22 protein-coding genes and 1 other RNA gene are annotated in these 21,524 nt (G+C 50.7%); 4 read left to right on the forward strand and 19 right to left on the reverse strand.

The genetic code is table 11. The annotated features are described in order from the left end of the window. Positions 1 to 5: 5 nt before the first annotated feature. The 3 genes from pstS to NG665_RS05965 all read right to left on the reverse strand — a co-directional run bounded on the left by pstS (position 6) and on the right by NG665_RS05965 (position 3,070). Positions 6 to 1,091: a phosphate ABC transporter substrate-binding protein PstS gene (gene pstS / locus NG665_RS05955; protein ID WP_252672786.1), complete on the reverse strand. Its 1,086-nt coding sequence runs from the start codon at positions 1,089 to 1,091 to the stop codon at positions 6 to 8. Positions 1,092 to 1,211: 120 nt separating this feature from the next. Continuing rightward, positions 1,212 to 1,904 (reverse strand): response regulator, encoded by a 693-nt coding sequence (locus NG665_RS05960; protein ID WP_252672787.1) that lies wholly within the window; start codon positions 1,902 to 1,904, stop codon positions 1,212 to 1,214. Continuing rightward, positions 1,901 to 3,070: a sensor histidine kinase gene (locus tag NG665_RS05965; RefSeq protein ID WP_252672788.1), complete on the reverse strand. Its 1,170-nt coding sequence runs from the start codon at positions 3,068 to 3,070 to the stop codon at positions 1,901 to 1,903. The genes NG665_RS05960 and NG665_RS05965 overlap by 4 nt, the downstream gene beginning before the upstream one ends. Before the next feature lie 147 nt (positions 3,071 to 3,217). On the opposite strand from NG665_RS05965, the gene phoU reads away from it, so the two are divergent. Then, positions 3,218 to 3,898 (forward strand): phosphate signaling complex protein PhoU, encoded by a 681-nt coding sequence (gene phoU / locus NG665_RS05970; RefSeq protein ID WP_252672789.1) that lies wholly within the window; start codon positions 3,218 to 3,220, stop codon positions 3,896 to 3,898. A 26-nt stretch (positions 3,899 to 3,924) separates the two neighbouring features. On the opposite strand, the gene NG665_RS05975 is transcribed toward phoU, so the two are convergent. Together NG665_RS05975 and NG665_RS05980 are read right to left on the reverse strand one after the other, a co-directional pair. Next, on the reverse strand, positions 3,925 to 4,329 hold the full coding sequence (locus tag NG665_RS05975; protein ID WP_252672791.1) for an arsenate-mycothiol transferase ArsC: 405 nt from the start codon (positions 4,327 to 4,329) through the stop codon (positions 3,925 to 3,927). A 38-nt stretch (positions 4,330 to 4,367) separates the two neighbouring features. After that, positions 4,368 to 4,700 (reverse strand): VOC family protein, encoded by a 333-nt coding sequence (locus NG665_RS05980; protein ID WP_252672793.1) that lies wholly within the window; start codon positions 4,698 to 4,700, stop codon positions 4,368 to 4,370. A 113-nt stretch (positions 4,701 to 4,813) separates the two neighbouring features. Between NG665_RS05980 and NG665_RS05985 the strand changes: the two genes are divergently transcribed. The 3 genes from NG665_RS05985 (at position 4,814) to NG665_RS05995 (ending at position 9,965) form a co-directional block, all read left to right on the forward strand. Continuing rightward, a complete protein-coding gene (locus tag NG665_RS05985) occupies positions 4,814 to 5,839 on the forward strand; it encodes an ADP-ribosylglycohydrolase family protein (RefSeq protein ID WP_252672794.1) in 1,026 nt (341 codons plus the stop codon). Positions 5,840 to 5,893: 54 nt separating this feature from the next. After that, entirely contained in the window at positions 5,894 to 6,826 is a 933-nt protein-coding gene (locus tag NG665_RS05990; RefSeq protein ID WP_252672795.1) for a PfkB family carbohydrate kinase, read from the forward strand. 175 nt (positions 6,827 to 7,001) lie between these two features. After that, positions 7,002 to 9,965, forward strand: a complete 2,964-nt coding sequence (locus NG665_RS05995; RefSeq protein ID WP_252672796.1) for an isopeptide-forming domain-containing fimbrial protein — start codon at positions 7,002 to 7,004, stop codon at positions 9,963 to 9,965. A gap of 117 nt (positions 9,966 to 10,082) precedes the next feature. Here NG665_RS05995 and NG665_RS06000 read toward each other — a convergent pair whose 3' ends face one another. From NG665_RS06000 to NG665_RS06065, 14 genes are all read right to left on the reverse strand, one after another. Further along, positions 10,083 to 11,069: an ADP-ribosylglycohydrolase family protein gene (locus NG665_RS06000; RefSeq protein ID WP_252672797.1), complete on the reverse strand. Its 987-nt coding sequence runs from the start codon at positions 11,067 to 11,069 to the stop codon at positions 10,083 to 10,085. Between the two features lie 115 nt (positions 11,070 to 11,184). After that, complete coding sequence (locus NG665_RS06005; RefSeq protein ID WP_252672798.1) at positions 11,185 to 12,126, reverse strand: DUF5996 family protein; 942 nt, start codon at positions 12,124 to 12,126, stop codon at positions 11,185 to 11,187. Between the two features lie 236 nt (positions 12,127 to 12,362). Beyond that, positions 12,363 to 13,532: a DUF6688 domain-containing protein gene (locus tag NG665_RS06010; protein WP_252672799.1), complete on the reverse strand. Its 1,170-nt coding sequence runs from the start codon at positions 13,530 to 13,532 to the stop codon at positions 12,363 to 12,365. Between the two features lie 423 nt (positions 13,533 to 13,955). Continuing rightward, positions 13,956 to 14,335: a transfer-messenger RNA gene (ssrA, locus tag NG665_RS06015) on the reverse strand. Between the two features lie 122 nt (positions 14,336 to 14,457). Continuing rightward, complete coding sequence (locus NG665_RS06020) at positions 14,458 to 15,219, reverse strand: HAD-IIA family hydrolase (protein ID WP_252672800.1); 762 nt, start codon at positions 15,217 to 15,219, stop codon at positions 14,458 to 14,460. Positions 15,220 to 15,276: 57 nt separating this feature from the next. Further along, a complete protein-coding gene (gene smpB, locus NG665_RS06025; RefSeq protein ID WP_252672801.1) occupies positions 15,277 to 15,819 on the reverse strand; it encodes an SsrA-binding protein SmpB in 543 nt (180 codons plus the stop codon). Between the two features lie 17 nt (positions 15,820 to 15,836). Continuing rightward, positions 15,837 to 17,141 (reverse strand): M23 family metallopeptidase, encoded by a 1,305-nt coding sequence (locus NG665_RS06030; protein ID WP_252672802.1) that lies wholly within the window; start codon positions 17,139 to 17,141, stop codon positions 15,837 to 15,839. Between the two features lie 2 nt (positions 17,142 to 17,143). Continuing rightward, positions 17,144 to 18,058, reverse strand: a complete 915-nt coding sequence (gene ftsX / locus NG665_RS06035) for a permease-like cell division protein FtsX (protein WP_252672804.1) — start codon at positions 18,056 to 18,058, stop codon at positions 17,144 to 17,146. Further along, positions 18,058 to 18,747 carry a cell division ATP-binding protein FtsE gene (gene ftsE / locus NG665_RS06040; protein ID WP_252672805.1) on the reverse strand — a complete coding sequence of 230 codons (690 nt, stop codon included), beginning with the start codon at positions 18,745 to 18,747 and terminating at the stop codon, positions 18,058 to 18,060. The genes ftsX and ftsE overlap by 1 nt, the downstream gene beginning before the upstream one ends. 178 nt (positions 18,748 to 18,925) lie before the next feature. Beyond that, a complete protein-coding gene (gene prfB, locus NG665_RS06045) occupies positions 18,926 to 20,059 on the reverse strand; it encodes a peptide chain release factor 2 (RefSeq protein ID WP_252672806.1) in 1,134 nt (377 codons plus the stop codon). Between the two features lie 18 nt (positions 20,060 to 20,077). After that, positions 20,078 to 20,509: a hypothetical protein gene (locus tag NG665_RS06050; protein ID WP_252672808.1), complete on the reverse strand. Its 432-nt coding sequence runs from the start codon at positions 20,507 to 20,509 to the stop codon at positions 20,078 to 20,080. Continuing rightward, positions 20,506 to 20,994, reverse strand: coding sequence for a hypothetical protein (locus NG665_RS06055; protein ID WP_252672809.1), 489 nt, complete (start codon positions 20,992 to 20,994; stop codon positions 20,506 to 20,508). The genes NG665_RS06050 and NG665_RS06055 overlap by 4 nt, the downstream gene beginning before the upstream one ends. Further along, positions 20,978 to 21,340 carry a hypothetical protein gene (locus tag NG665_RS06060; RefSeq protein ID WP_252672811.1) on the reverse strand — a complete coding sequence of 121 codons (363 nt, stop codon included), beginning with the start codon at positions 21,338 to 21,340 and terminating at the stop codon, positions 20,978 to 20,980. Before NG665_RS06060 ends, NG665_RS06055 begins: the two co-directional genes overlap by 17 nt. Further along, the gene (locus NG665_RS06065) at positions 21,337 to 21,516 is read right to left on the reverse strand and encodes a hypothetical protein (protein ID WP_435366694.1); all 180 of its coding nucleotides are present in this window, start codon (positions 21,514 to 21,516) and stop codon (positions 21,337 to 21,339) included. Before NG665_RS06065 ends, NG665_RS06060 begins: the two co-directional genes overlap by 4 nt. Between the last annotated feature and the right edge of the window lie 8 nt (positions 21,517 to 21,524).

Below are 21,524 nucleotides of genomic sequence, written 5' to 3' on the forward strand. Positions count from 1 at the left end.
TGATATTAGCCGTTGATAAGCTCGATAGCCTGCATAACCTTGGTGCGTAACTCATCCGAAATCGGAGCGTTACCACCACTTGATTGCGCCGCGACGTCCTGCCCCTGCGCCGAAGCAACATAGGTAAGGAAGCTCTTAACGTTCTTCGCAGTTTCTGCCTGATCGTAGTCGGTACACGCTACCAAGTAGGAAACCATCACAATCGGATAGGCTCCAGCAATCGAACCGTCACGCTTGAGATCTACGGTCAACCGACGTTCGGTAGCGTCAGCGCTAGGGGTTGAACCATCAACAATCTTCGCTGCAGCTTGCGGTGAATAAGGCAAGAACTCTCCGGCTACCTCAACTTCAGCCGAACCCAAATCGCCAATCTGGGACGCATCCGCATACGTAATCGCACCCGGAGTGGACTTAACGAGGTTAACCACGCCAGAGGTCTTTTCTGCCGACTGGGTTCCAGTGCGCGGCCAGGTATCAGATGGTTCATAAGACCACTGACCGCCAGCAGCCTCACTCAGATACTGCTGGAAGTTCTCCGTCGTTCCCGAATCGTCAGCACGATTAACCGGAATAACTGCTAAATCTGGAAGCTTGACCCCTGGATTGAGCTTAGCGATCTCCTCGTCGTTCCACGAAGTAATTTTCCCATCGAAAATATGGGCGATAACCTGTGCTGAAAGCTTCAACGAGTCAATACCTTCTAGGTTGAAAGCTACCGCAATAGGTGAAATATAGAGCGGCAACTCCAAAGGCTCTGTGCCACAACGTTGCGTGGCTTTTTCCACCTCGTCGGCCTTGAGTATCGAATCGGTACCCGCGTAGGCTACTTGCCCGGAAATAAACTGCTTGCGGCCAGTGCCTGAACCAGTTGGATCATAATTAACCACGATGCCAGAATCGGTTGTGAAATTATCGCGCCACGCTTGCTGTGCATTAACCTGCGATGAGGCACCAGAACCATTTAACGACGAGCTTGAAGATGGAGATGGGGAATCCTCAGTAGCATTTTCCGAAGGCCCAGCACATGCGCCTAGACCCAAAGCCAACACTGATAGTAACGCAACGGTTTGAGAACCAGTTTTCTTAGTCAAGATTCGTTTCCTTCGATTGACATGTGAGGATCATTTTCCCTCACCTAAAACTCAATCTAGTAGGTGAATGTAACCGTAGTATTCACGATAGGTTAACAGCGGGTGAACATTACGTAGCTATTATTTGGCAACAAACTTGTATCCCAAACCACGCACCGTAATAAGCATGCGCGGCTGGCTGGGTTCCGGCTCAATTTTTGACCGCAATCGCTTGATATGCACATCGAGTGTTTTCGAATCGCCAATATATCCGGCTCCCCAAATCCGATCAAAGATCTGGGTCCGAGTCAAAACTCGTCCCGCGTTTTCCATCAAGAATTCAAGAAGCTCAAACTCACGCAACGGCATCGAAACTTCCTGGCCAGCTACACGCACCACATGTGATTGCGGATCAAGAACAACCGAACCTACCGTGATTGCTGCCCCCTCGCCGTCGAGATCAGTCAAAATCGGGGCGCTACGTCGCAACAAAGCGCGCACTCGTGCCAATAATTCGCGATACGAATACGGCTTAGTAATGTAGTCGTCAGCACCGATTTCTAACCCCACAACTTTGTCAATCTCAGAATCTTTCGCGCTGACCATAATGATCGGCACATTCGATGTTGATCGGATCTTCCGGCACACTTCAGTTCCCGACAGTTTTGGCAACATAACGTCGAGTAACACAAGATCTGGAGAATTGGCGTTGAAAACTTCAAGCGCCTCAATGCCGTCAGCTGCCGTGAGAACAGTGAATTCATCTCGGCGTAGATTAAATGCCAAAGTTTCGCGTAACGTAAGTTCATCGTCAACAACCAAAATCGTCGTCATTCGTTTTCTCCTTCGACGTCGGACTGTACTTCGGGCACACCGTGGTAGGCACGCGGCAAAATAATGGTAAACGTAGATCCTTGGCGAACTTGGCTCCACAGTTTCACTTCACCGCCATGATCGTGAACGATATGTTTGACGATACTCAAGCCCAATCCGGTTCCACCAGTTTCGCGCGAGCGCGCCTCATCACCGCGATAGAACCGTTCAAAAACACGTTCCTGCGCATGATCTGGTATCCCCAGCCCGGTGTCAATGACGGCGATAGATACCTGGTTATTCTGCGCTGAGACAACAACTGAAACCCGAGAATAGGGATGGGAATAGCGCACGGCGTTATCGACTAAGTTGCGCACCGCGGTGATGAGCAACAGTTCATCGCCAACAATTTCTAAGCCCGACTGCCCGCCAGAAATCAGTTCGATGTGGCGCGCTTGGGCCTCAACCTCAGTTCGTCGCAAAGCTTCGGCGACGACGGCGTCAACCGAAACGAGTTGCGGATCGGTTAGGGCGTCGGACTCTTGGAGGCGCGAGAGCTGGATGATCTCTTGGACAAGCTGAGACAAACGATCTGATTCTGCTTCGAGCGACGTGGCGAAATGTCGCACTTGTTGGGCATCATCACTCACAGTTCCAATTGTTTCCGCAAGTAACTTTATCCCGCCGATAGGTGTTTTAAGTTCGTGGGAAATATTGGAAACAAAATCGCGCCGGGTTTCTTCGAGGCGCAGTTTTTCGGTATGGTCTTCAAACAACACCACAACGCGATCCGAGGACGCTTTAGCTACCCGAACCCATATTCGCCGTGGCCGTCTATGGCGGTTTCGCACACTGACCATATCGAATTCAACGTCCTTGGCCTGCCCGGTATGGAAAACATCAGAAACAATGGTTGCCAGATTTGGGCGCAATACCCCCTCCTGGATCATTCCGAAGTTAGTTGCTAGCTGTGAAGCTCGAATAATGTTGTTATCTGAGTCCAGTAGGATAAATGATTCAGGCAACGTATCGAGAATGAGCATGACGTGCTCTTCGGTGGTATTTTTCAAATCGGTGAGTTCTTGGCGCTCGCGATATCGGCGTAGGCGCAACTCAGTTAACCAGATACCGCCGATTATGGCAGCTCCAAGGATAAGCCCGAGCCCAAACGTCAGTGCATCTTGCATACCTCCACCCTATCGGTGATACGGCCTAGAAACGAGTTGTATATAATTTTGACACCTGCTGTTAACCTTCAGAAGGGTAAAAATTAACACAAATGTGTTTTACTTCTATGGAGACAGCCCTGTTATACCCACAATTGAGGAGACCTTGTGCGCGAACTTTTCCATCAACAGATGAACCGCTTATCAGATACCATCGTGCTTGAAGCCAAGGCCGTGAATAAGGCGATGAATCGCGCAAGTATAGCGATGCGCGACGCCAACTTAGCCAAGGCCGAAAAGGTTATCGACTCAGATCGTAAGATTGATTTCCTTGAACGTTCCATCGACGAGATGGGGGTATCGATCTTGGCTCGCCAAGCGCCAGTTGCTTCTGACCTGCGGGTGGTTGTTTCTGCGTTGCGCGTCTCATCGATTTTAGAGCAGATGGGCGATCTGGCGCGCCATATTGCCTACGTCGCGCGTAGCCGCTATCCACATGCAGTGCTGCCAGATACTGCGCTTGGCGTCCTAGTGAAAATGGCCGAGCACGCCAGCTCGATGGCAGCAAACGTGGCGCTCCTTATTGAAACTCGTGACTTGACGTTTGCTACTGCCATCGAAGAAGAAGACGATTTTCTCGATGAGTTGCACGAGAAAACATTTAGTTACGTTCTAGATAATGACCTTGATCTGACCCGCCAAGAAATCATCGACATTATCTTGCTTGGCCGGTATCTGGAACGGTTTGGCGATCACGCAGTTTCGATAGCTCAACGGGTGCAGTTCATGGTCAACGGCATGCGCAATGTTGGCGATCCGTTTGCCGAAGTCGATCTCACTGAGATCTGAGAACGAGTTTCGTTGCCAGCGGTTTGTTAGATACCTAGGCGCGCAATAAGTTCATCGACTCGGTGCGCGATATCCTCGCGTATTTCTCGAACGACGTCGATCGGCTGGTTTGCTGGATCTGCCACGTCCCAGTCTTCGTAGTGGGTGCCTGGAAAAATTGGACAGGTCTCGCCACACCCCATCGTGATGACCCAGTCGCTGTGGGAAACTTTTTCAGCGGTGAGCTTGGTAGGCGTAGTATCGAGCGGTTCTAATCCGATTTCAGCTAGGGTCTGATACGTTTGGGGATGAAGTTCGCTAGCTGGGGTTGTCCCGGCAGAAAGCACACGTACTCGATCATCTGTTTTCGCTGCCAACAGTGCAGCCGCAATCTGCGAACGTCCGGCATTTTTTCGGCACGCAAACATCACCGTCACAACCTGGTCATTCACTATAAGGTCTCCCACCCAAACTCAGTTGCTAGCTAAGCTCAGCGGTCGTTAATTTGCAACTCGTTACCATCTGGATCTGTAACCCGAAGCGAACGTCCAAAATCTTCGATAACGATGTGACCGCCGTCGAAACCAGCTGCAACAAGATCAGCCTGGACGTCTTCAAGTGGCTTTTGCGCAACCATGCACACCTCATACCCAGCTTTGGGAACATTTGCGGACTCGTGGCTATGTACCGCCAGCGTTGCACCTTGCGGTTCCATCTCAGTCCACACCGGATCGATAGCACCGCTGAGATCTAGTCCAAGGGCTTGATAGAACCGGATACTAGCTTCATGATCGCGTGCATAATTAATAACTAACAGCTTCACAGTATCTCCTTACGGTGCGTGATTATAATGGTCAGTGGAGTTGGAACGCTTGTTGGCGCTACACTCCTAAGATTATCACCACTACCTAGATGTATCGCCTCGATACTTGCCGCATGACTACTATGAAAAATTTAGATACATCAACTAGCTTCGATAACGAGGCCGATAAGGCAACCGCGACGCTGTATGGAACTGCTATCGGCGATGCGCTCGGCATGCCCACCCAAGATATGACGCCCGATCAAATCCGCGCCGATTACGGCGAAATCCGGGGATTCGTGGACGCCGGCCCGCACCAATACATTGCGGCAGGGATGCGAGCTGGAACGATTACTGACGATACTGAGCAGATGCTCATCGTCGCCGATCTCCTTATTCAACACGGTCAAATCCCGCCACGGGACTTTGCCCACGCGTTAACGCAGTGGGAAGAAGACATGATAGCCAAAGGCTCACTCGACCTGCTCGGCCCATCCACAAAAGCAGCGATCGCGGCGATCGCTGCCGGGAAAAGCACTGCAGAGTCTGGGAAGAATGGGACGACCAACGGCGCTGCGATGCGAATAGCTCCGATTGGGATTTGTTACCCAGCAACCAACCTTGAGACCCTCGTCGAGCGCGTACATCACGCCAGCTCACTAACCCACAACACCTCGTTAGGAGTTTCGGCAGCCGCCGCAGTTGCCGCAGCTATCAGTGCCGGGATTGATGGGGCGAGCCGCACCGAAGCAATCGCGCTAGCACTCGATGCTGCTCGGCTTGGACAACGATATGGCCACCAGGTTCCTGGCCCTAGTATCGCCGGACGTCTACCCTATGCTATCGAGTTAGCTAAAAAATCATCTGATCTGGCCGATCTGCTCTACAACGTCGTCGGCACTACCCTTGCCTCTCAAGAATCTGTGGTGGCTGCACTGACGCTGATCGCAGTTGTTTCTGACCCGTGGGAAGGACTGTGCCTTGCTGCTAACTGTGGTGGAGATACGGATACTATTGGCGCAATCGCTGGCAGTATTTATGGCGCAATCTACGGGTTAGAAGCATTTCCACACGAGGCTATCGACACAATTGAGGCAGTAAACAACCTGAACCTCACAAACACTGCCACCAAGCTTGTAGCTCGGCGCCACACAACGTAACACGTACTTGTAGTGGCCTAACCGTCTTGCTCCCAACCGATCTGAGGACTCATCATGCCAGAGTTAATCCATACTGGAAGCATCGTCGTCGATATGGTGATGACTATCGATACTGTTCCCACCCCAGGAAATGAGGTGCTAGCAACAACAACGCACCTAGTTGCCGGCGGTGGCCTGAATTCAATGCTCGCCGCGCAACGGGGCGGTCTGCCAGTGAAATTTGCCGGACTGGTGGGCACCGGGCCGTTTGGCGATATTATCGTTCAAGCTCTTACCGAGAACGAGCTGGCATCTATCTACCCGCGGGTGGCCAGCAAAGATTCGGGTTTTTGTGTTGCGCTGGTAGATAAGGGCGGAGAACGAACATTTATTACCCAAGTGGGTGCAGAAAGTGACGTAAGTTTTAAGCACCTATCGCAGATAACGATCAACGACGGCGATCTTGTTTACGTTTCCGGCTATAGTTTGGCCGCCACGACAAATGCGGAAGGTCTGGTGCGTTGGCTTGGAACTGTTCCAGACTCTACGGTCGTTTTCTTTGATCCTTCGCCGTTAGTTTGCCAGTTGCCGGAAAAGGTTTTCCAGCCACTGATCGCAAGAGCCTCAATCGTGTCCTGCAATTTGCGTGAAGCCCAGCATATCACTGGTCAAACTCGGGCTAAAGACTGTGCTAGCAGGCTCGCCGAGCTACTTCGACCACGCGCTCACGCTATTGTTCGAGCAGGAAAAGAACCGACCCTAATATCTTCAGCAGATGATCCGCACTCAGTGATCTCGGTGCCCACATTCCCGGTTGATGCCGTGGACACCAACGGGGCCGGTGATACCCATGCTGGGGTTGTGCTCTCCAGTATTGCTCAAGGTTTATCCCTTGAACAAAGCGTACGCCGCGCCAATGCCGCTGCCGCTATATCCGTAACTCGCTCCGGGCCTGCGAGCGCCCCAACTGCCGATGAGGTCGATGAGTTTTTAGCTGAGCACCGATAGTGTTCTTGCGGTGACGTGTTCGATAATCGCGTTCTTCTAAGACTGATAGAATTGCCGCTTTGCTCGCATGAAGGGTGGTAGACTTAGCACAATTATCTTTTTGATTTTCTTCAACTTGCTTGGGGGCACTGCGGTGTTTATGCGCGATAAAACTTCAGCTCGAACAATGGGAACTATGAAACGTTTTACTGGTTCGGTTGCAGCCATTCTTTTAACAACCGTTCTAGCTATGAGCGGGTTTGTTCCACTGGCACAAGCTGAGCCGGTAGCTTATGAGTTCGAAGGCGAATGGGTCGATGCGCCTGAACGCACACTATCGGGATTCGATGTTCTGACTTCTCGTTGGCGGCTAGATATTAACGATGATGCTTCCGCCCCAGCCAATGACGAGGTTGAAGAAAACAACGTTGTGACTCTTAGTGCTGAAAATGCAGTTTTTAACCGGATTCCTACGATCTGCGCTAATACAGAAACCTCAAGCATTAGCACAGATGGATCCGTATTGACTTGTGACTTAGGCACGCTCACCGAAGGTAGTGCACTGAATTTTACGAGTAGCTTACTTGTTACAGGCTCACCTGGTTCCCACGTAAAGTTAAGTGGTCAGTTCCGCGGTAAGATCGTTGATAACCTAGCGCCAATCCCGATCTACACTCAATTTGCTATGGACGCGAAGTTTGATGGTGGAACCCCCTACTCGCAGTTGTTGCCTTTAGTTAAGCCAGAGCAATATTTACTCGAATTCCCTTTCTCTATTAGCCATGCTCACAATAGCCCTGCGGGACCAGATACCGTCACATTTGATATTACGACTACCCGTCGGGTCGAAGTAGACCCTTCCGGTCACGAGGCCGATTTAGTGGTTATGGATGAGGGCGCCTGCCAGCCCAATGATCGTCAACAACCGGGGTATCCGTTTTCTGATGGTCAACATTCAGCTGACCAGCAAACGGCCTTCCCTACGTGTACGTTAGAAAAGACTGGCACTGATACGTTCCGGTTGACCCTATCTGGGCTAAAATATGACCAGCCTGCTCCGCAGCTAGATTCCAATGCCGAGCCATTGCCTAGAGGAATGGATGTAATTGCTGCCGGAAAGCTCCGATTCAAACTTCGCTACACTGCTAACGGCAATACGGTAAATCTCACTGCCTCTGCCCCGCAGTTCCAGGCAGTTGACGGAAGTAGTTTCACTGATGATCCTAGCAATAACACCAACTCTGTACCGGTAGTGTTGGGCTACTATACGGGCGGATGGGCATTATCCTATATGCGCCCGAAGTCCTACCCGGGAATACCGTGGACAGATACCTACCGCGCTCCAGTTGGAGCAACCGTCATGTCTTTCGTTGGCCACACCCCAACGCGTGCCAGTGAATCAACTGACCACTGGGTCTGCGGCATTATCGATCATGAAAAGGTGGAGCTACAAAAGGTACGGGTAGCTGTTGATGGTAGCGTGAAACCGCATTTCTTCTATGATGATTCCTTCCCAACAAACCCAGACGGTACTCGTGACATTTGGTATTACGTGGGCGAAACTTTGCACAACCCTGGTAGCGACCAGCCTGTAGATCCCAATGACTTTGCATGTGGAGGCGAAACTAGCACAACTGATCCCGAGGCTGGTAATCAACCTGAATGGACTCGCACACCTGCCGACTTATCTCACGTCAAAGCTGTCAAAGCGCGCCTGTCTAAAAATGTGGTGAGCTCTGCGGGAAGAAGAGGGCAAGTATATGTTGCTATGGAACTTAAAATTAAAGACACCGTGAAAATCGGTACTCCGATTTGGACCTGGGGCTACGTTTTGTCAGACGGAGCTACTAATTGGAATCATAGTGCTGATAAAGTCTCCTACTTCGACCGCAGCTTGGACCCCAAGGATGTCAAACCCTATGGAACACTCACCCCGGATCTCAAATATCCGTTCGTCGGTCCTGGGCGCGACGTGCTACGTGTTGTAGGTTCCGAACCTTACGTAGATAAGCAAGTCGCACGAACTCAATACCTTCCTAATGAAGAAGCCGAATTTAGCCTCACCTACGGCCTAGAATCTAATCTGGCTCAACCATTCCCCGATAGTCTCACCCTGACCGATATTCTTCCCCAAGGTCTAACGTATGTAGCTGGAAGCACTCAATATGCTGATGGTTCTCCTGCTCCAGAACCAACAGTGACGAATGTTGCTGCCACGAATACCACACCTGCACATACCCAACTGGTGTGGAACTTTAACGATGTTGTTCCTAATGATCCAGCCGGGAAGTTGACTTACCGGGCTACAGTGCCAGCAGATGCCCAGCCAGGACAAAGCTTTGCCAGTTCGGTAATAATTGAAAGCCAAGGAATTAGCCGCACTGCGCAAGCCACGTTTACTGTTCCGACCTCGGGGTTAACTAACTTACGCAAATCAGCAGTTGAGTCTGAACTAAAGCCCGATAAGGACGCAACCGCCACAGGTAAGTGGATGGTGGAATTACACTCCGCAGATCCGCGCACCTCGAATATCACTGACGTGATTGATCTTCTGCCGACTCCTGAAGATGGAGCTGGTACTACAGGAAAAACCATGCCACAGCTGGTTAAAGTAACGGCTTCTCTGCCGGGGAGCAAAGTCTATTACACCACTGTGCCCCGAGCTATGCTTAATGAGGATCCGGCCCATCCTAGCAACGGCAGTCTCGGGCAGCCCTCCGATATTTGGAGTGAAGACTTTTCTCCTAATGCCACAGCTGTGCGCGTCATTGGTGGACCGTTAGTTCCTCTTGGTGTTCAGAAAATTATTCTGGAAGTTAAGTATTCTGGGTTAGAGGAAACGACGACGTTTGTCAATGTCGCTGTAGGCCGTGCAGAAAATACACGGTTACGGATGCGGTCGTCTGCGCTCATGCAATACACCAAACCCACTCCAGATCCAGATCCAGAACCCACCCCAGATCCAGATCCAGAACCCACCCCACAGCCAGAACCGCCAGTTCCTGCATCGCCAACTCCTGATCAACCCAAGCCACCAACGGATTCTCCGAATACGAAGCTAGCTAAAACAGGTAGCGATAGCGTAACGTTGCTGGCTCTCAGTTCTCTCCTGCTGCTTTTAGGAGCAGGTCTACTTCGGCAACGCAACCGAGTGAGCTAATCTAATAATCAGCACTAGTTGCCAAAAGTAATGGGTCTGCCCCGCACACAAGCCGTGTGCGGGGCAGACCTTCATTTACCACAATATGTCTGTCCAATATAGCCGGGTCGCTAAAAGTTAAGCATAACCAGATCGTATGCGTTCAATCAGCTCAAATCCTGACAGTCCAGGATAGCCGTGAATCTTCCCGATCCAACTTTCAGGTATGGCAGATAAACCCCATCGAGCGCCCAGGAGACTTCCGGCTATCGCAGCAACCGTGTCAGTGTCTCCTCCCCCACGAACTGCTGCTTCCATAGCGAGTTGTAGGTGACGTGACGGATCATCGAAAGGAATCTTCGTCGTCGTAATTGCCGACCATGCTCCTTGGAGAGCTTGAACTACCCAACCGTTGCTACGAAAAGTGTTGGGAGTGCGCTGCTGGGCTTCTCTTAAAGCCTTGTTCCAAAACGAGCGTCTGTTTACTGGAAGTAACCCGACGCCTTCATCAATTCCGTCAAAGGAACCGTATTCGATAGCGTAGGCAATCGCAACAGACCAGATCACGCACGCCTCTGAAGCTATCGGATCACCATGAGTAAGCAATGAGATCTGCCTAGCAGCATCTGCAACCGTCTCTCGGTCCAGATTAGGGAGGACGACCGGGGCGGTGCGCATCAGGGAACCATTACCGGCTGAGCGGTTAGGTATCTGCCGGTAACGCATAGCTGACGCTTTCGCTAGCGCCTGTGCTGTACGCTCACAGTGAGAGGCACTAATGACAGAAAATATCTGCTGACCAATCCCTTTGGGTTGCGCCTCAAACCACGTGAACCAGGCTTCGGCAATCAGATCACGTTCATGATCCCCAAAGTAACCCTGACTAGCAATGCCAGCATCGATGATCGGGATTGACATCGCGGTGTCATCAGACCACTCACCCGGTTCGAATCCTTCGCGCCCAATCATCTCAATCGGTAAGGTCGGCGGCAACGGCTTGTTGAACTCATATCCCACGCCTAACGCATCCCCAGCAGCAAGACCAAGAACGCAACCGAGCGCACGATCAGAGTTCACACTCATCGCACTGACAATCGAAGAATTCGAAACGTGGCTACTCAACACAAACCTCCTACACGTATCTTAACTACGGCAAGAAGAATCTCTGCATGCACGCTTCCCCGTGTTCATGCGCGCAAGCTCCGCCACATGAAAAAGACTCCGGCGAGCGGAAAAACTACTACTTCAGGTATGAGGCGAGCCGATCAGTGGCAGCGTCTAACTTTTCCCGATCCCAACCATCTAAATCAGCAGCTAAAGCATATGTGCTTTCGAAGAACTGGCGAACCATCTCTTCCGGATTATCTGACTTACGCACTGCCTCATAAGGCAGCAGATACTCATACAGTTCTTCACTGTAATAAGCTTCGGCCGGTTCGATCTTTTGGCGGGCGTAGCCATCTGGAGCAGGGTATGCGTAGGAATAGAACATGCCTTCTCCTTCGCCTCCCGGCCAAAAACCAGCGCTCGTTAGATGGTGTGAGTAACCTTCCGCCATCACCCAGTCGGCACAGTTTGGAACACCACCAGGATGCTGGGGAGCAATCTCATCGACGAATCGTGTACACGCCATATCGAAAGATCCCCAGAAGAAATGTACCGGGCTTACTTTGCCTAAGAATCCGGCACGGAAACTATCTAACGCAATATGGACTTTCGATAACTGTAACCAGAACCGGTGAACGGCATCCTTATCGTAACTCTTGTGAACAGTATCTTCTGGGAACGGAATCGCCGGGTCAACCTCATTAGGGAAAACACTAATATTCATAGGAACTTCGATTTCGGCCATGGACTGTTGCACTTTCGCATAGAAGTCAGCTACCGTCATAGCTTCTAAAGCAAACTTTGCGTGTAGTCCGTTACTGCGACGGAACCGAAGCTCATGGTTAATGAAGTCGAACTCGATATCGAACACATCGCCGTCGAACGGGATTGACGACGTCGTCAAACCAACCGGAGATACATACAACGTAACCTGCCACCAGTGATTGATAAGCGGGGCATACTGCATACGAATCTTGCCAACGATCTGCGTCCACATATGTAAGGTGTCGCGCGAATCGGTCCAATCCTCAATCCGTAGCTCTGGCCAAGATGAAGGGGTCTGTGAGGTGGTCATAATATTTCTTCTCCGTTGAATCCATGTTGCAGAATATACCGACCATGATACCAACTTCCACCACCATCAAACCCAGACTTTAGCCCAAAGTAGCTCTCAGCAGAATTACCATAAGCTTTAACAGATGACTAGCTATCGGAATCTGTACCAATAAGGTAAAAAGTCAGTCAGCAGTTTTGTGGATTTGCAGCGAGAAGTGGACATTAGCGGTATAGCGATGAGTGGAGCTTAATAAGTTATACATCTATATCATTCAGTTCGCGATAGTGGATGCCTGTGTATTGCATGGCGATAAGATCTTCAGGATGGCGCACACACAGGTAAATAACAGCTAGAAAACTCCATTCTAAAGGCTTCATCAATACCCAAACCGTATCAGCTGCCCATTTCGTTCTAATACGTTTCGCTAAATCAAAACCATACCGATCATAAAAGCCGCGAATCGTTCGATGTGTGCGAGGTAGCTGGTCAGAGATTACTTGTTCAAAAGCATTAGCTATCAGCAATTGCCGATTCACTATAACGGGGTGTCCGTGGCGGATCCCACCCCGAATTGGCTTAACAAGTTCTTTGTGCCCACCAGCGGCTACTGTGCAAAGGTAGTGCTCATCAAAAAACACATTTGGCGGCGAGATCTGCTGTGAAAAAGTCCAGCCACTGGTGTCTGTAAACGCTCTGATAAGTGCATGGGGGCCTTGCCCCAGTAACACCAATATCGCATACACTACTCCCAGCACTGGCAAAGTGATAAAGAAAGCCCACATGGGCCAGGTTTTCGCTTGCGTGAAATAATAGTTTAGGCGAGCGAGCATAGGATGAGTTTCAAACTTCACGGATCGATCTGCATCGAACACATGCGCCCGCACGGTAATGGCGATTGTTCTAGCGACAATCAGCACAAAAGCAACGGCGGGAATAAATAGATAGAGATCTGTAAGCTGGCGGTATTCATAAATTTGTATTGTCCATATAACAACATAGGCAGTGGCGATATAGAGCATCCCAATCGCTAGAACCGGAATGAGTGGCGGTAGCTTATCAACTGGTTTTAGCCATAGTGCATAAAATGCCACAAAACAAAGTCCAAAAAGAATGACAACCCATAGATAGTAATTGGGAGAAATTGGCGAATGACGCTGAGAGTTCAGCAATTGCTCTTGCCAACCAGCTGAAAACACCACGTCTTTATAGAAGAGGAGGTATAAAACATCGCACGCCAGAAGGAAACAGAGCGCCCACGTGTCATATCCAGGACGATGCGACTGCGCGGTTTTCCACCGTAAGGCTCGCACAACCAACATCAGCTGATATCCCAGCAGCACCACCGGATAAACACACAGTAATGAAAACGCAACTAAAAACCCAAAACTGAAAAGTAGTAGGCTGAGGACTGTTCCTTCAGTCACTTCTCCCCACGACGAATGCGCGAGGGCATACACCATAAATACGATGAGCACGACGAGGGTGAGAGCAAATGAAAGCACAAATTGAAATAGGTAGGGGTACGCTTTCGCAAATCTCCACATGGGCTAATCATACATCGTCTTGTTTTCAGCAGGTGGTAATGCTGTTCGCGAGGCATATACGTTAGCGATATCAGCTCACGATCCCCTGCCTGCTAACCTGCAGACAAGACTACGAGCTCACTGTCTAACAACTAGGTTCAGTCACAACAACAGGGATCATTTCAAAACAAGCTGATCTGGCCAAGACGCCGAAGTTTTCGATACACAAGAAATTCGAGAAGATTTAACGTTACACAAATATGCAATATCTAGGAAACCCGAAAAGTAAAAGAAGCGCGAGCCAGTGTGGCTCGCGCTTCTTCATGGTGGAGATGGGGAGAATTGAACTCCCGTCCGATAATGGGGAACCCAAGGCTTCTCCGGGTGCAGTCTGTTCATCGTTGTTTTTGGCTCCAGCACTCTAACAGACGTGTTGCTGACGAACCTAGCTACTTGGGAGTCGCCTAACGGTTAATAGCGAACCGCTAGTGCCAGTGGCTTTCAAAAACGACGCCAGAGTTCTCACGCGAAAGCAACGTGAGTCTGACGGATTTCATAGTAAATGCGCTCGCTCAGGCGGCGAGGGCGAAATCAGAGTTCTGCTTGTTGGCAGTTATTTTTTCGCACAGATCGTTAAAGAGATAACTGTGCATCCTCTACCCGCTTCCCTTCGGTAATCACTACCGTCGAAACCGATCATCCCCTATTCAGTTATCACCTCATGGCTACGTTCATCTCTTCACTAAACGAAACCACGAAACACACTGTTACGCCAGATTAACGCACAATACCTGCGTCGTCAAGTAGGAACGACGCTCGCCAATTCTCACACTAACTCGACGACGTCGGCAATAGAATCGTGAACAAAATCTGGCCGGAACGGGAACTTCTCGATATCTGCCTTCTTCGTCGAACCAGTGAGTACCAAATGGGTGCGCAAACCAGTTTCGACGCCGGCCAACACATCGGTATCCATCCGGTCACCCACGATAGCGGTCGACTCCGAATGCGCACCGATCTTATTCAAACCATTGCGCAACATCACCGGATTGGGCTTGCCAACGAAGAACGGTGAACGTCCAGTTGCCTTCTCAATCAACGCAGCTACTGCCCCAGTTGCCGGAATATCTCCATCAGCTGACGGACCAGTATTATCCGGGTTGGTTGCAATGAAGCGAGCACCGTCTTGGATAAGGCGAATCGCCTTGGTGATCGCATCGAACGAATAGGTGCGCGTCTCACCCAACACGACGAATTCCGGCTTGACGTCGGTCATGACGAAGCCTTCTTCATACAGCGCAGTAGTCAAACCGGCTTCGCCCACCACGTAGGCGCGACGCGAATCTGACTGCTTGGCTAAGAAACCTGCGGTGGCCAAGGCAGAGGTCCAAATATGGTCTTCTGGGACATCGAGCCCGGAGGTTTTCAGCCGCTCCGCCAAATCACGTTCGGTAAAGATCGAGTTGTTCGTCAAAATCAGATGCGGAATCTCCTTTTCTTGCAATCTTGCAAGGAACTCCGCAGCTCCGTTTAACGCTTTGCCTTCGTGCACGAGCACGCCGTCCATATCAATTAACCATGACTTCATATGTCTAGGTCTATCATCTTTGAGCGATCAATGTGTGCAGTTTCGCTATCGAAAAAATTACTGACGCTGGTTGCGCCGAGCAATGCTCATCGCGCGCTGTGCCTCGCGCTCATCTTGACGACGGCGTAACGTCTCGCGCTTATCCCACTCCTGTTTACCGTGAGCCAGCGCAATTTCCAATTTTGCCCGGCCGCGCACGAAATACAGTTCCAGGGGCACAATCGTTGTGCCTTTGGCTTTGACCTTCACACCCAGCTCGCGTAACTCATTGGCATGCAAAAGCAACTTACGTTTAGCAGTTGGCTTGTGGTTAGTCCACGAACCCATCGCATAGACCGGAATGTTCATCCCCACAACCCAGGCTTCGCCAGAGCGATCAATCTCAATCCAGGCTTCAGTTAGCGAGGCGCGACCAAGCCGCAGAGCCTTGACTTCAGTGCCGGAAAGCACAAGGCCAGCTTCGAAAACGTCGTCGATAAAATAATCGTGCCGTGCTTTCTTGTTGCGGGCAATAACCTGTTTAGCGTCCGCAGCCACCTTCGATTTTTGAGCTTGCGTGAGTTTGCCGGAGTTCTTCGCAGCGTTATTCTTCTTCGCCATGCGTTATCTCCTTGTCGTTAAAAGCCTGGCAGACCCATTGGGTTGATAGCCGTACCATTCTGCCATACTTCGAAGTGAACATGGCAACCGGTAACGCGACCGGTTGCACCCGAAAGCCCGATCAAGTCCCCTTGTGAGACCTGTTGACCTGGAACTACTTTGATCGCAGAAAGATGCATATGTGCAGTGACATAGGAACTTCCATTATGGATCCCGTGGTTGACATAGACAATATTTCCGCCACCAATATCAAATTCGGTACTGGCCACCACGCCGTCTGCCGCCGCATACTGCGGATCGCCACACGCTGAAGCCAAATCAACACCTAAGTGCATCCGCTGATAGTTACCTAACGGATAGACTCGCATACCAAACGGCGAGGTCACAACGAGCGGCCCAGGAATTGGCGGATTTAACCACCCGCCGCCAGTTGTAGCATGTTGGGCTGATGCTCGGTTCGCGGCCTGGCGTTCTGCTTCTAAGCGTTCGGCTTCTCGACGGCGGTTTTCTTCGTCGATTGCCGCAATGCGAGCACTTGCAGCTGCTTGGGCTTGCTCGACTTGAGCTAAGGAGGCTTCGAATTCTGACTTTCGTTGCTCCAAGTTCTTCGTCTGCTCAGTGATCGAATCAGCTAAACCTAGTAGTGTATCTTTGTGTTGTTGGGCGGCGCTGCGCGCTTTGTTTTGGGCAACAACTAGCGCATCGGATTGGGCTTTGAGTTCCGAAATTCGATCTTCAACAGCTTCCTGGCGCGACTTGCGGTTCTTAGAACGCGCAACCGACTGGGTTGCCTCGGTAAAGGCAGCACTTTGCGTGCGCGTCAAGGTAGCGTTGACCCGGTATGCGTCAGTGAATTCTTTTGCCGACGCCGATCCCAACACCAAATCCAGCGCATTAGGCATCGTTTCACCACGGTAAGTTGCCCGGGCGATCTCGGCGAGCGTTTGTTTTGTTTGAACGGCTTGTTGCGACGACGACGACAGCTCACCAGAAATACTCGTTAATTCTTCTTGCGCAGATAAAAGCAAGGCAGCATTTGCTTGAGCCTGGCGTTGGGCGATCGCTAAATCGTTTTCTGCACTGGCCAACTCAGCTTCAGCCTGCGGGATTTGCGAACGAGTCTTTTCTAATTCGAGGAAAGCATCTTGGAGATTGACATCTAGGCCTTCCAAGGTGGAGGTAATTTCGCGTTGTCGTTGCGCATTTTGTTCTTGTTGATGAACTAAATCATCACGCTCATCAGCCATTGCTGGAAAAACTAAGCCACCAGTAATGACTGTTAGTGCACACGTAAACGCAATTGATCGGCGTCGCAAACCCATGATTAAACCCTTGTGTAACGGCGTAGCGCGAGGAACGAAGCAAAAGCTGAAATCAGAATAGCTGCGCTTAACAGCCACGGAGCTAAGAGTAAGACGTCGTGTGCAGAAACGATTTTCAGCCACGAATCGGCAAACCATTTGTGAACAAAGAACTCTACAACCACGTACAATCCGCTGATTGCGAGTAGCGCACCGATTAGCGAAGAAATGACACCTTCGAGAATGAACGGAGCTTGAATAAATGAATTCGATGCACCCACGTAGCGCATGATCTCAGTTTCGTTACGCCGAAACATTGCTGATAAGCGAATAGTTGCCGGAATCAGTAGTAGCGAAACAACAATCATAATCGCGGCAAGGATCGTGGCGATGAGGGTGAACCGGTTTAACATGTTGAACAACGGTTTGAGCTGTTGGCGTTGATCGACAACCGATTCAACTCCTTGGCGACCCGAAAGCATCTCCGAAACAACCGCGATATCGTCTTCGCTTGGATCAGAAAGCTTTAACCGGAAGGACGACTGCATCAGCTCTGCATCGATAGTGTCAGCCCAAGCGGTGTCTGCTAGCTGCTTGCGGAAGGATTCATACGCATCTTCTTTAGTTTCGAAGTATATCTGTTCGATATGCTGGGCAACTTCCCCTTTTTCAAGGAAGCTACGTAGTTCATCGATCTGGGTTTGGCTGGCTTCACCGCCGGCACATGCGGCACTCGTTGACTGCGGCGGACACATGAACACTGAGACTTCGACCTTGTCATACCAGTCGTTTTTAGCTGACTCGATTTGTTCTTGGAACAAGATCGCTGCACCGACAAAGAGCAGGGAGACAAAGGTTACGAGAACTACTGAGGCCATCATGGACGTGTTCTTCCGCAAGCCTTTCCAGACTTGAGAAAAAATAAAACCGATACGCATTACCGGGCACCTCCATATTGACCGCGCTCTTGATCACGCGTCATTTGACCATTAACTAGCTCTACAACACGTTTGCGTAGCTGATTAACAATTTCTTGATCGTGAGTTGCCATCACGACGGTTGTACCCTGGCGATTAATGCGATCGAGCAAGCGCATAATACCTAAGGCAGTATTGTGATCGAGGTTTCCAGTTGGCTCATCGGCAAGGAGAATTTCTGGGCGATTGACCATCGCGCGTGCGATGGCTACTCGTTGCTTTTCACCACCAGACAGTTCATGCATTCCACGCTTTTCTTTGCCGTCTAATCCCACAAGCTCCAAAACTTGTGGCACCTCTTTCATGATCGCGTGGCGCGGCCGGCCGATGACTTTCATCGCCAACGCAACGTTGTCAAAGACGTTTTTATCTGTTAGGAGGCGGAAATCTTGGAAAACCGTACCGATTTTACGGCGCAGGAACGGCACGCGGCGAGATGAGACAGTGGAGAGGTCTTTACCTAACACATGTACTCGACCAGAGGTTTGCCGTTCTTCGGCCAAGATCAGGCTCAACATAGTGGATTTACCTGAGCCGGAGGCGCCAACAAGGAAGACGAAGTCACCGCGCTCAATATTGAGGCTGACTTGGTCTAACGCCGGGGCTGCGCCACGGGCATAGATTTTTGTAACGTTGTCAAACGTAATCATGAATGAGGCTCAATCTACTTCGGGTACATTCTCCATACACCCTAGTGCGCTATCTATCTCCGAGCAGTGCGACGCGCCGAGGCGACCGCTTTGACAGCTAGGTGTTGTTCACACTAATGACGTAACCGCTACGCGAGCAAACTTGCTACTAAACCAAAGTGAGGCGCACTAGCACACGTTATTGCGCATCATCATGCATTTGGCCGTGACGCCACCGAATACCTGCAGCAATGAAGCCGTCAATATCGCCGTCGAAGACCGCATCGGCATTGCCTACCTCGTGACCTGTGCGCAGATCTTTGACCATTTGGTAAGGGTGTAACACGTAGGAGCGCATCTGGTCTCCCCACGCACCCTTGACATCGCCGGCAAGTTCTTTCTTCATCGCTGCTTCTTCTTCACGACGACGTAGCAACAAGCGCGATTGCAAAACACGCAAGGCTGCTGCCCGGTTTTGAATCTGAGACTTTTCATCTTGCATAGATACGACAATGCCAGTTGGAATGTGGGTCATCCGCACGGCAGAATCGGTGGTGTTAACCGACTGGCCACCAGGTCCTGAGGAGCGGAAAACATCAATTTTCAGCTCGCTATCTGGAATATCGATATGATCGGTTGTTTCAATCAACGGAATAACTTCCACTGCGGCGAAGGAGGTTTGGCGCCGACCTTGGTTATCGAATGGTGAAATACGCACAAGACGATGTGTTCCAGCTTCAACTGTTAACGTCCCGTAGGCATACGGAGCTGAAACTTCAAAGGTCGTGGATTTTATTCCGGCTTCTTCAGCATAGGAGGTATCCAAAACTTTGGTGGCATATCCGCGTCGCTCTGCCCAACGCAGATACATTCGTTGGAGCATCTGAGCCCAATCAGCTGCATCGACTCCTCCGGCACCGGAACGAATAGTAACAACTGCATCGCGCTCGTCGTATTCTCCAGAGAGCAAGGTCTTGATTTCAAGTTCTGATAGATCTGCTCGAACTCGCTCCAGCTCACCATCGACTTCTGCGAGGAGCTCTGCACCCATCTGCGGGTCTGTTTGCGTCTCTTCAACCGCCATCTGATAGAGCGTATCAAGATCTGCGATACGCTGGCGCATCTTCGCCACCTGCTCAATTTCTGATTGAGCATGAGAAAGTTTAGATGTTACCGCCTGGGCTTGTTCTGGGTTATCCCACAAATCAGGCGCACCTGATTTCTCCGTCAGATCAGCGATCTGCGCTTCGAGCGCAGTCACGTCCGTTACCGCCTCAATCTGTGAAAAAGATTGGCGGAGTTCTTCAATTTCAGCTAAATAATCAGTTGCCACGCGTCCTAGTCTACGCTATTACCGAGCTACAAACTCCAATCGAGCAGACGAAGTTGCACACATTTCAATTGTTTTGTGCAGATTTAAGAACTGTGGGCCGAGCACAACATCGACGTCTCGGCATAGTTGAATCGAGACCGTGTTATCTTCAAGCAAACCGATATCAACTACTCGATCACCTTGAGTAAACATCTGGGAGTGAGCCGCCACATACTCAGCAAGATGGCTGTGATCGTAACCAACTTCTCCGCTCAAATAGTAATGGCTATCTGAAATATATTGTGCAATCCGCAATGCGTGGGCATCAGTGTCTGCGAGTAGATCTTTACGAAGGTTGTGAATATTGACTGCTGCGCCTACAACAAGGATGAGGCTAATGAGGAAAATCCAGATTCCTAATCCAAGGATCAAAAGATTGCCTTCTTCGGTATGCCGGTTAGCGCTGTTCATCGTCGTTGCCTAAAGAGATCTACTGGCATTGATTGAGTTGCATCAACTAAAACGCTAACTCCGATCACAGGTAGTTCGATGAGGGCTGACACACTCACGCTTACCTCATTTCCTGGGGTTAGGCATGGCACAGTAGAACATGTTATTGCCACCTCGAGAGGCTCATCATATCCGCGCTGTTCCCAAATCTCAGTAGCCAGCGCCACCTGCGCCTCACGATCAACACGCTCAGCGCGCACGATGTCTCGTGCCACGTCGCGCGCTGCCGCTTCAACACCAAATTGAGCCCCCAGAATCGTGCTCAGGCAAATCAGCAAGATTAAGGCTGGACTAATAATAACAACCATAATGCCAACGAATTCCACAACAGCATTTCCTGGTTCGGCTCTAGTTGCTGCGCCACAATACGATCCCCGGCGTTGGTAACGGGGAGTATGGAGGTAGCTCTTAGCGGTGATGCTCAGGTGGTTATTCAACCGGCGCACGCGAACGCACCTCTATCGTCACCGGCAATATCAGGCCCAACACCGGAGCTGGAGCTGAGGCAGAAACTTCGACCCAACCATTTCCATAGCTCACCTCAATATCGGCAGCGAAATGTTGCGGCAAGGTTGCGGTAATCATCTCAGCTGTTCGATGGCGTGCAATAGCCTCATTGGCGCCCACAAGGCCAGCAGTACGTGCCCCCAACGCAACCGAATCACTCATGACTTCGCGCGCAAACCACGTCAAACCCAGACTAACCAGCGTTAGCGAAACGAGCAGAAGTAACCCTACGGTTGCCGTAAAGCCCACCACCGCGTTTCCTGGTTCGCTTCCTATCCTTTTCACGAAATATTGGTCACTCTGCTGATAGCGTCTTCGAAGAGCGAGGTCAACGCTGGCCCCACAGTCGTCCACAACAAGACGACCAACGCAGCTGTCATGAGTGTAATCATGACCCAACCGGGAACATCTCCGCGTTCCCGGCGCTCAAGGTTCTGCGATTGCACCGTTCGACGATAGATCCGAAGAA

Origin of the sequence: Arcanobacterium pinnipediorum (genome assembly GCF_023973165.1) — a bacterium.
Taxonomy (GTDB): Bacteria; Actinomycetota; Actinomycetes; order Actinomycetales; family Actinomycetaceae; genus Arcanobacterium; species Arcanobacterium pinnipediorum.

What these genes read in the sequence shown, in the direction of transcription:
- NG665_RS05960 (WP_252672787.1), bottom strand. Translation starts at nt 1,904, where the DNA reads ATGACGACGATTTTGGTTGTTGACGATGAACTTACGTTACGCGAAACT.
- NG665_RS05965 (WP_252672788.1), bottom strand. Translation starts at nt 3,070, where the DNA reads ATGCAAGATGCACTGACGTTTGGGCTCGGGCTTATCCTTGGAGCTGCC.
- NG665_RS05985 (WP_252672794.1), top strand. Translation starts at nt 4,814, where the DNA reads ATGACTACTATGAAAAATTTAGATACATCAACTAGCTTCGATAACGAG.
- NG665_RS05990 (WP_252672795.1), top strand. Translation starts at nt 5,894, where the DNA reads ATGCCAGAGTTAATCCATACTGGAAGCATCGTCGTCGATATGGTGATG.
- NG665_RS05995 (WP_252672796.1), top strand. Translation starts at nt 7,002, where the DNA reads ATGAAACGTTTTACTGGTTCGGTTGCAGCCATTCTTTTAACAACCGTT.
- NG665_RS06005 (WP_252672798.1), bottom strand. Translation starts at nt 12,126, where the DNA reads ATGACCACCTCACAGACCCCTTCATCTTGGCCAGAGCTACGGATTGAG.
- NG665_RS06020 (WP_252672800.1), bottom strand. Translation starts at nt 15,219, where the DNA reads ATGAAGTCATGGTTAATTGATATGGACGGCGTGCTCGTGCACGAAGGC.
- smpB (WP_252672801.1), bottom strand. Translation starts at nt 15,819, where the DNA reads ATGGCGAAGAAGAATAACGCTGCGAAGAACTCCGGCAAACTCACGCAA.
- NG665_RS06030 (WP_252672802.1), bottom strand. Translation starts at nt 17,141, where the DNA reads ATGGGTTTGCGACGCCGATCAATTGCGTTTACGTGTGCACTAACAGTC.
- ftsX (WP_252672804.1), bottom strand. Translation starts at nt 18,058, where the DNA reads ATGCGTATCGGTTTTATTTTTTCTCAAGTCTGGAAAGGCTTGCGGAAG.
- ftsE (WP_252672805.1), bottom strand. Translation starts at nt 18,747, where the DNA reads ATGATTACGTTTGACAACGTTACAAAAATCTATGCCCGTGGCGCAGCC.
- NG665_RS06050 (WP_252672808.1), bottom strand. Translation starts at nt 20,509, where the DNA reads ATGAACAGCGCTAACCGGCATACCGAAGAAGGCAATCTTTTGATCCTT.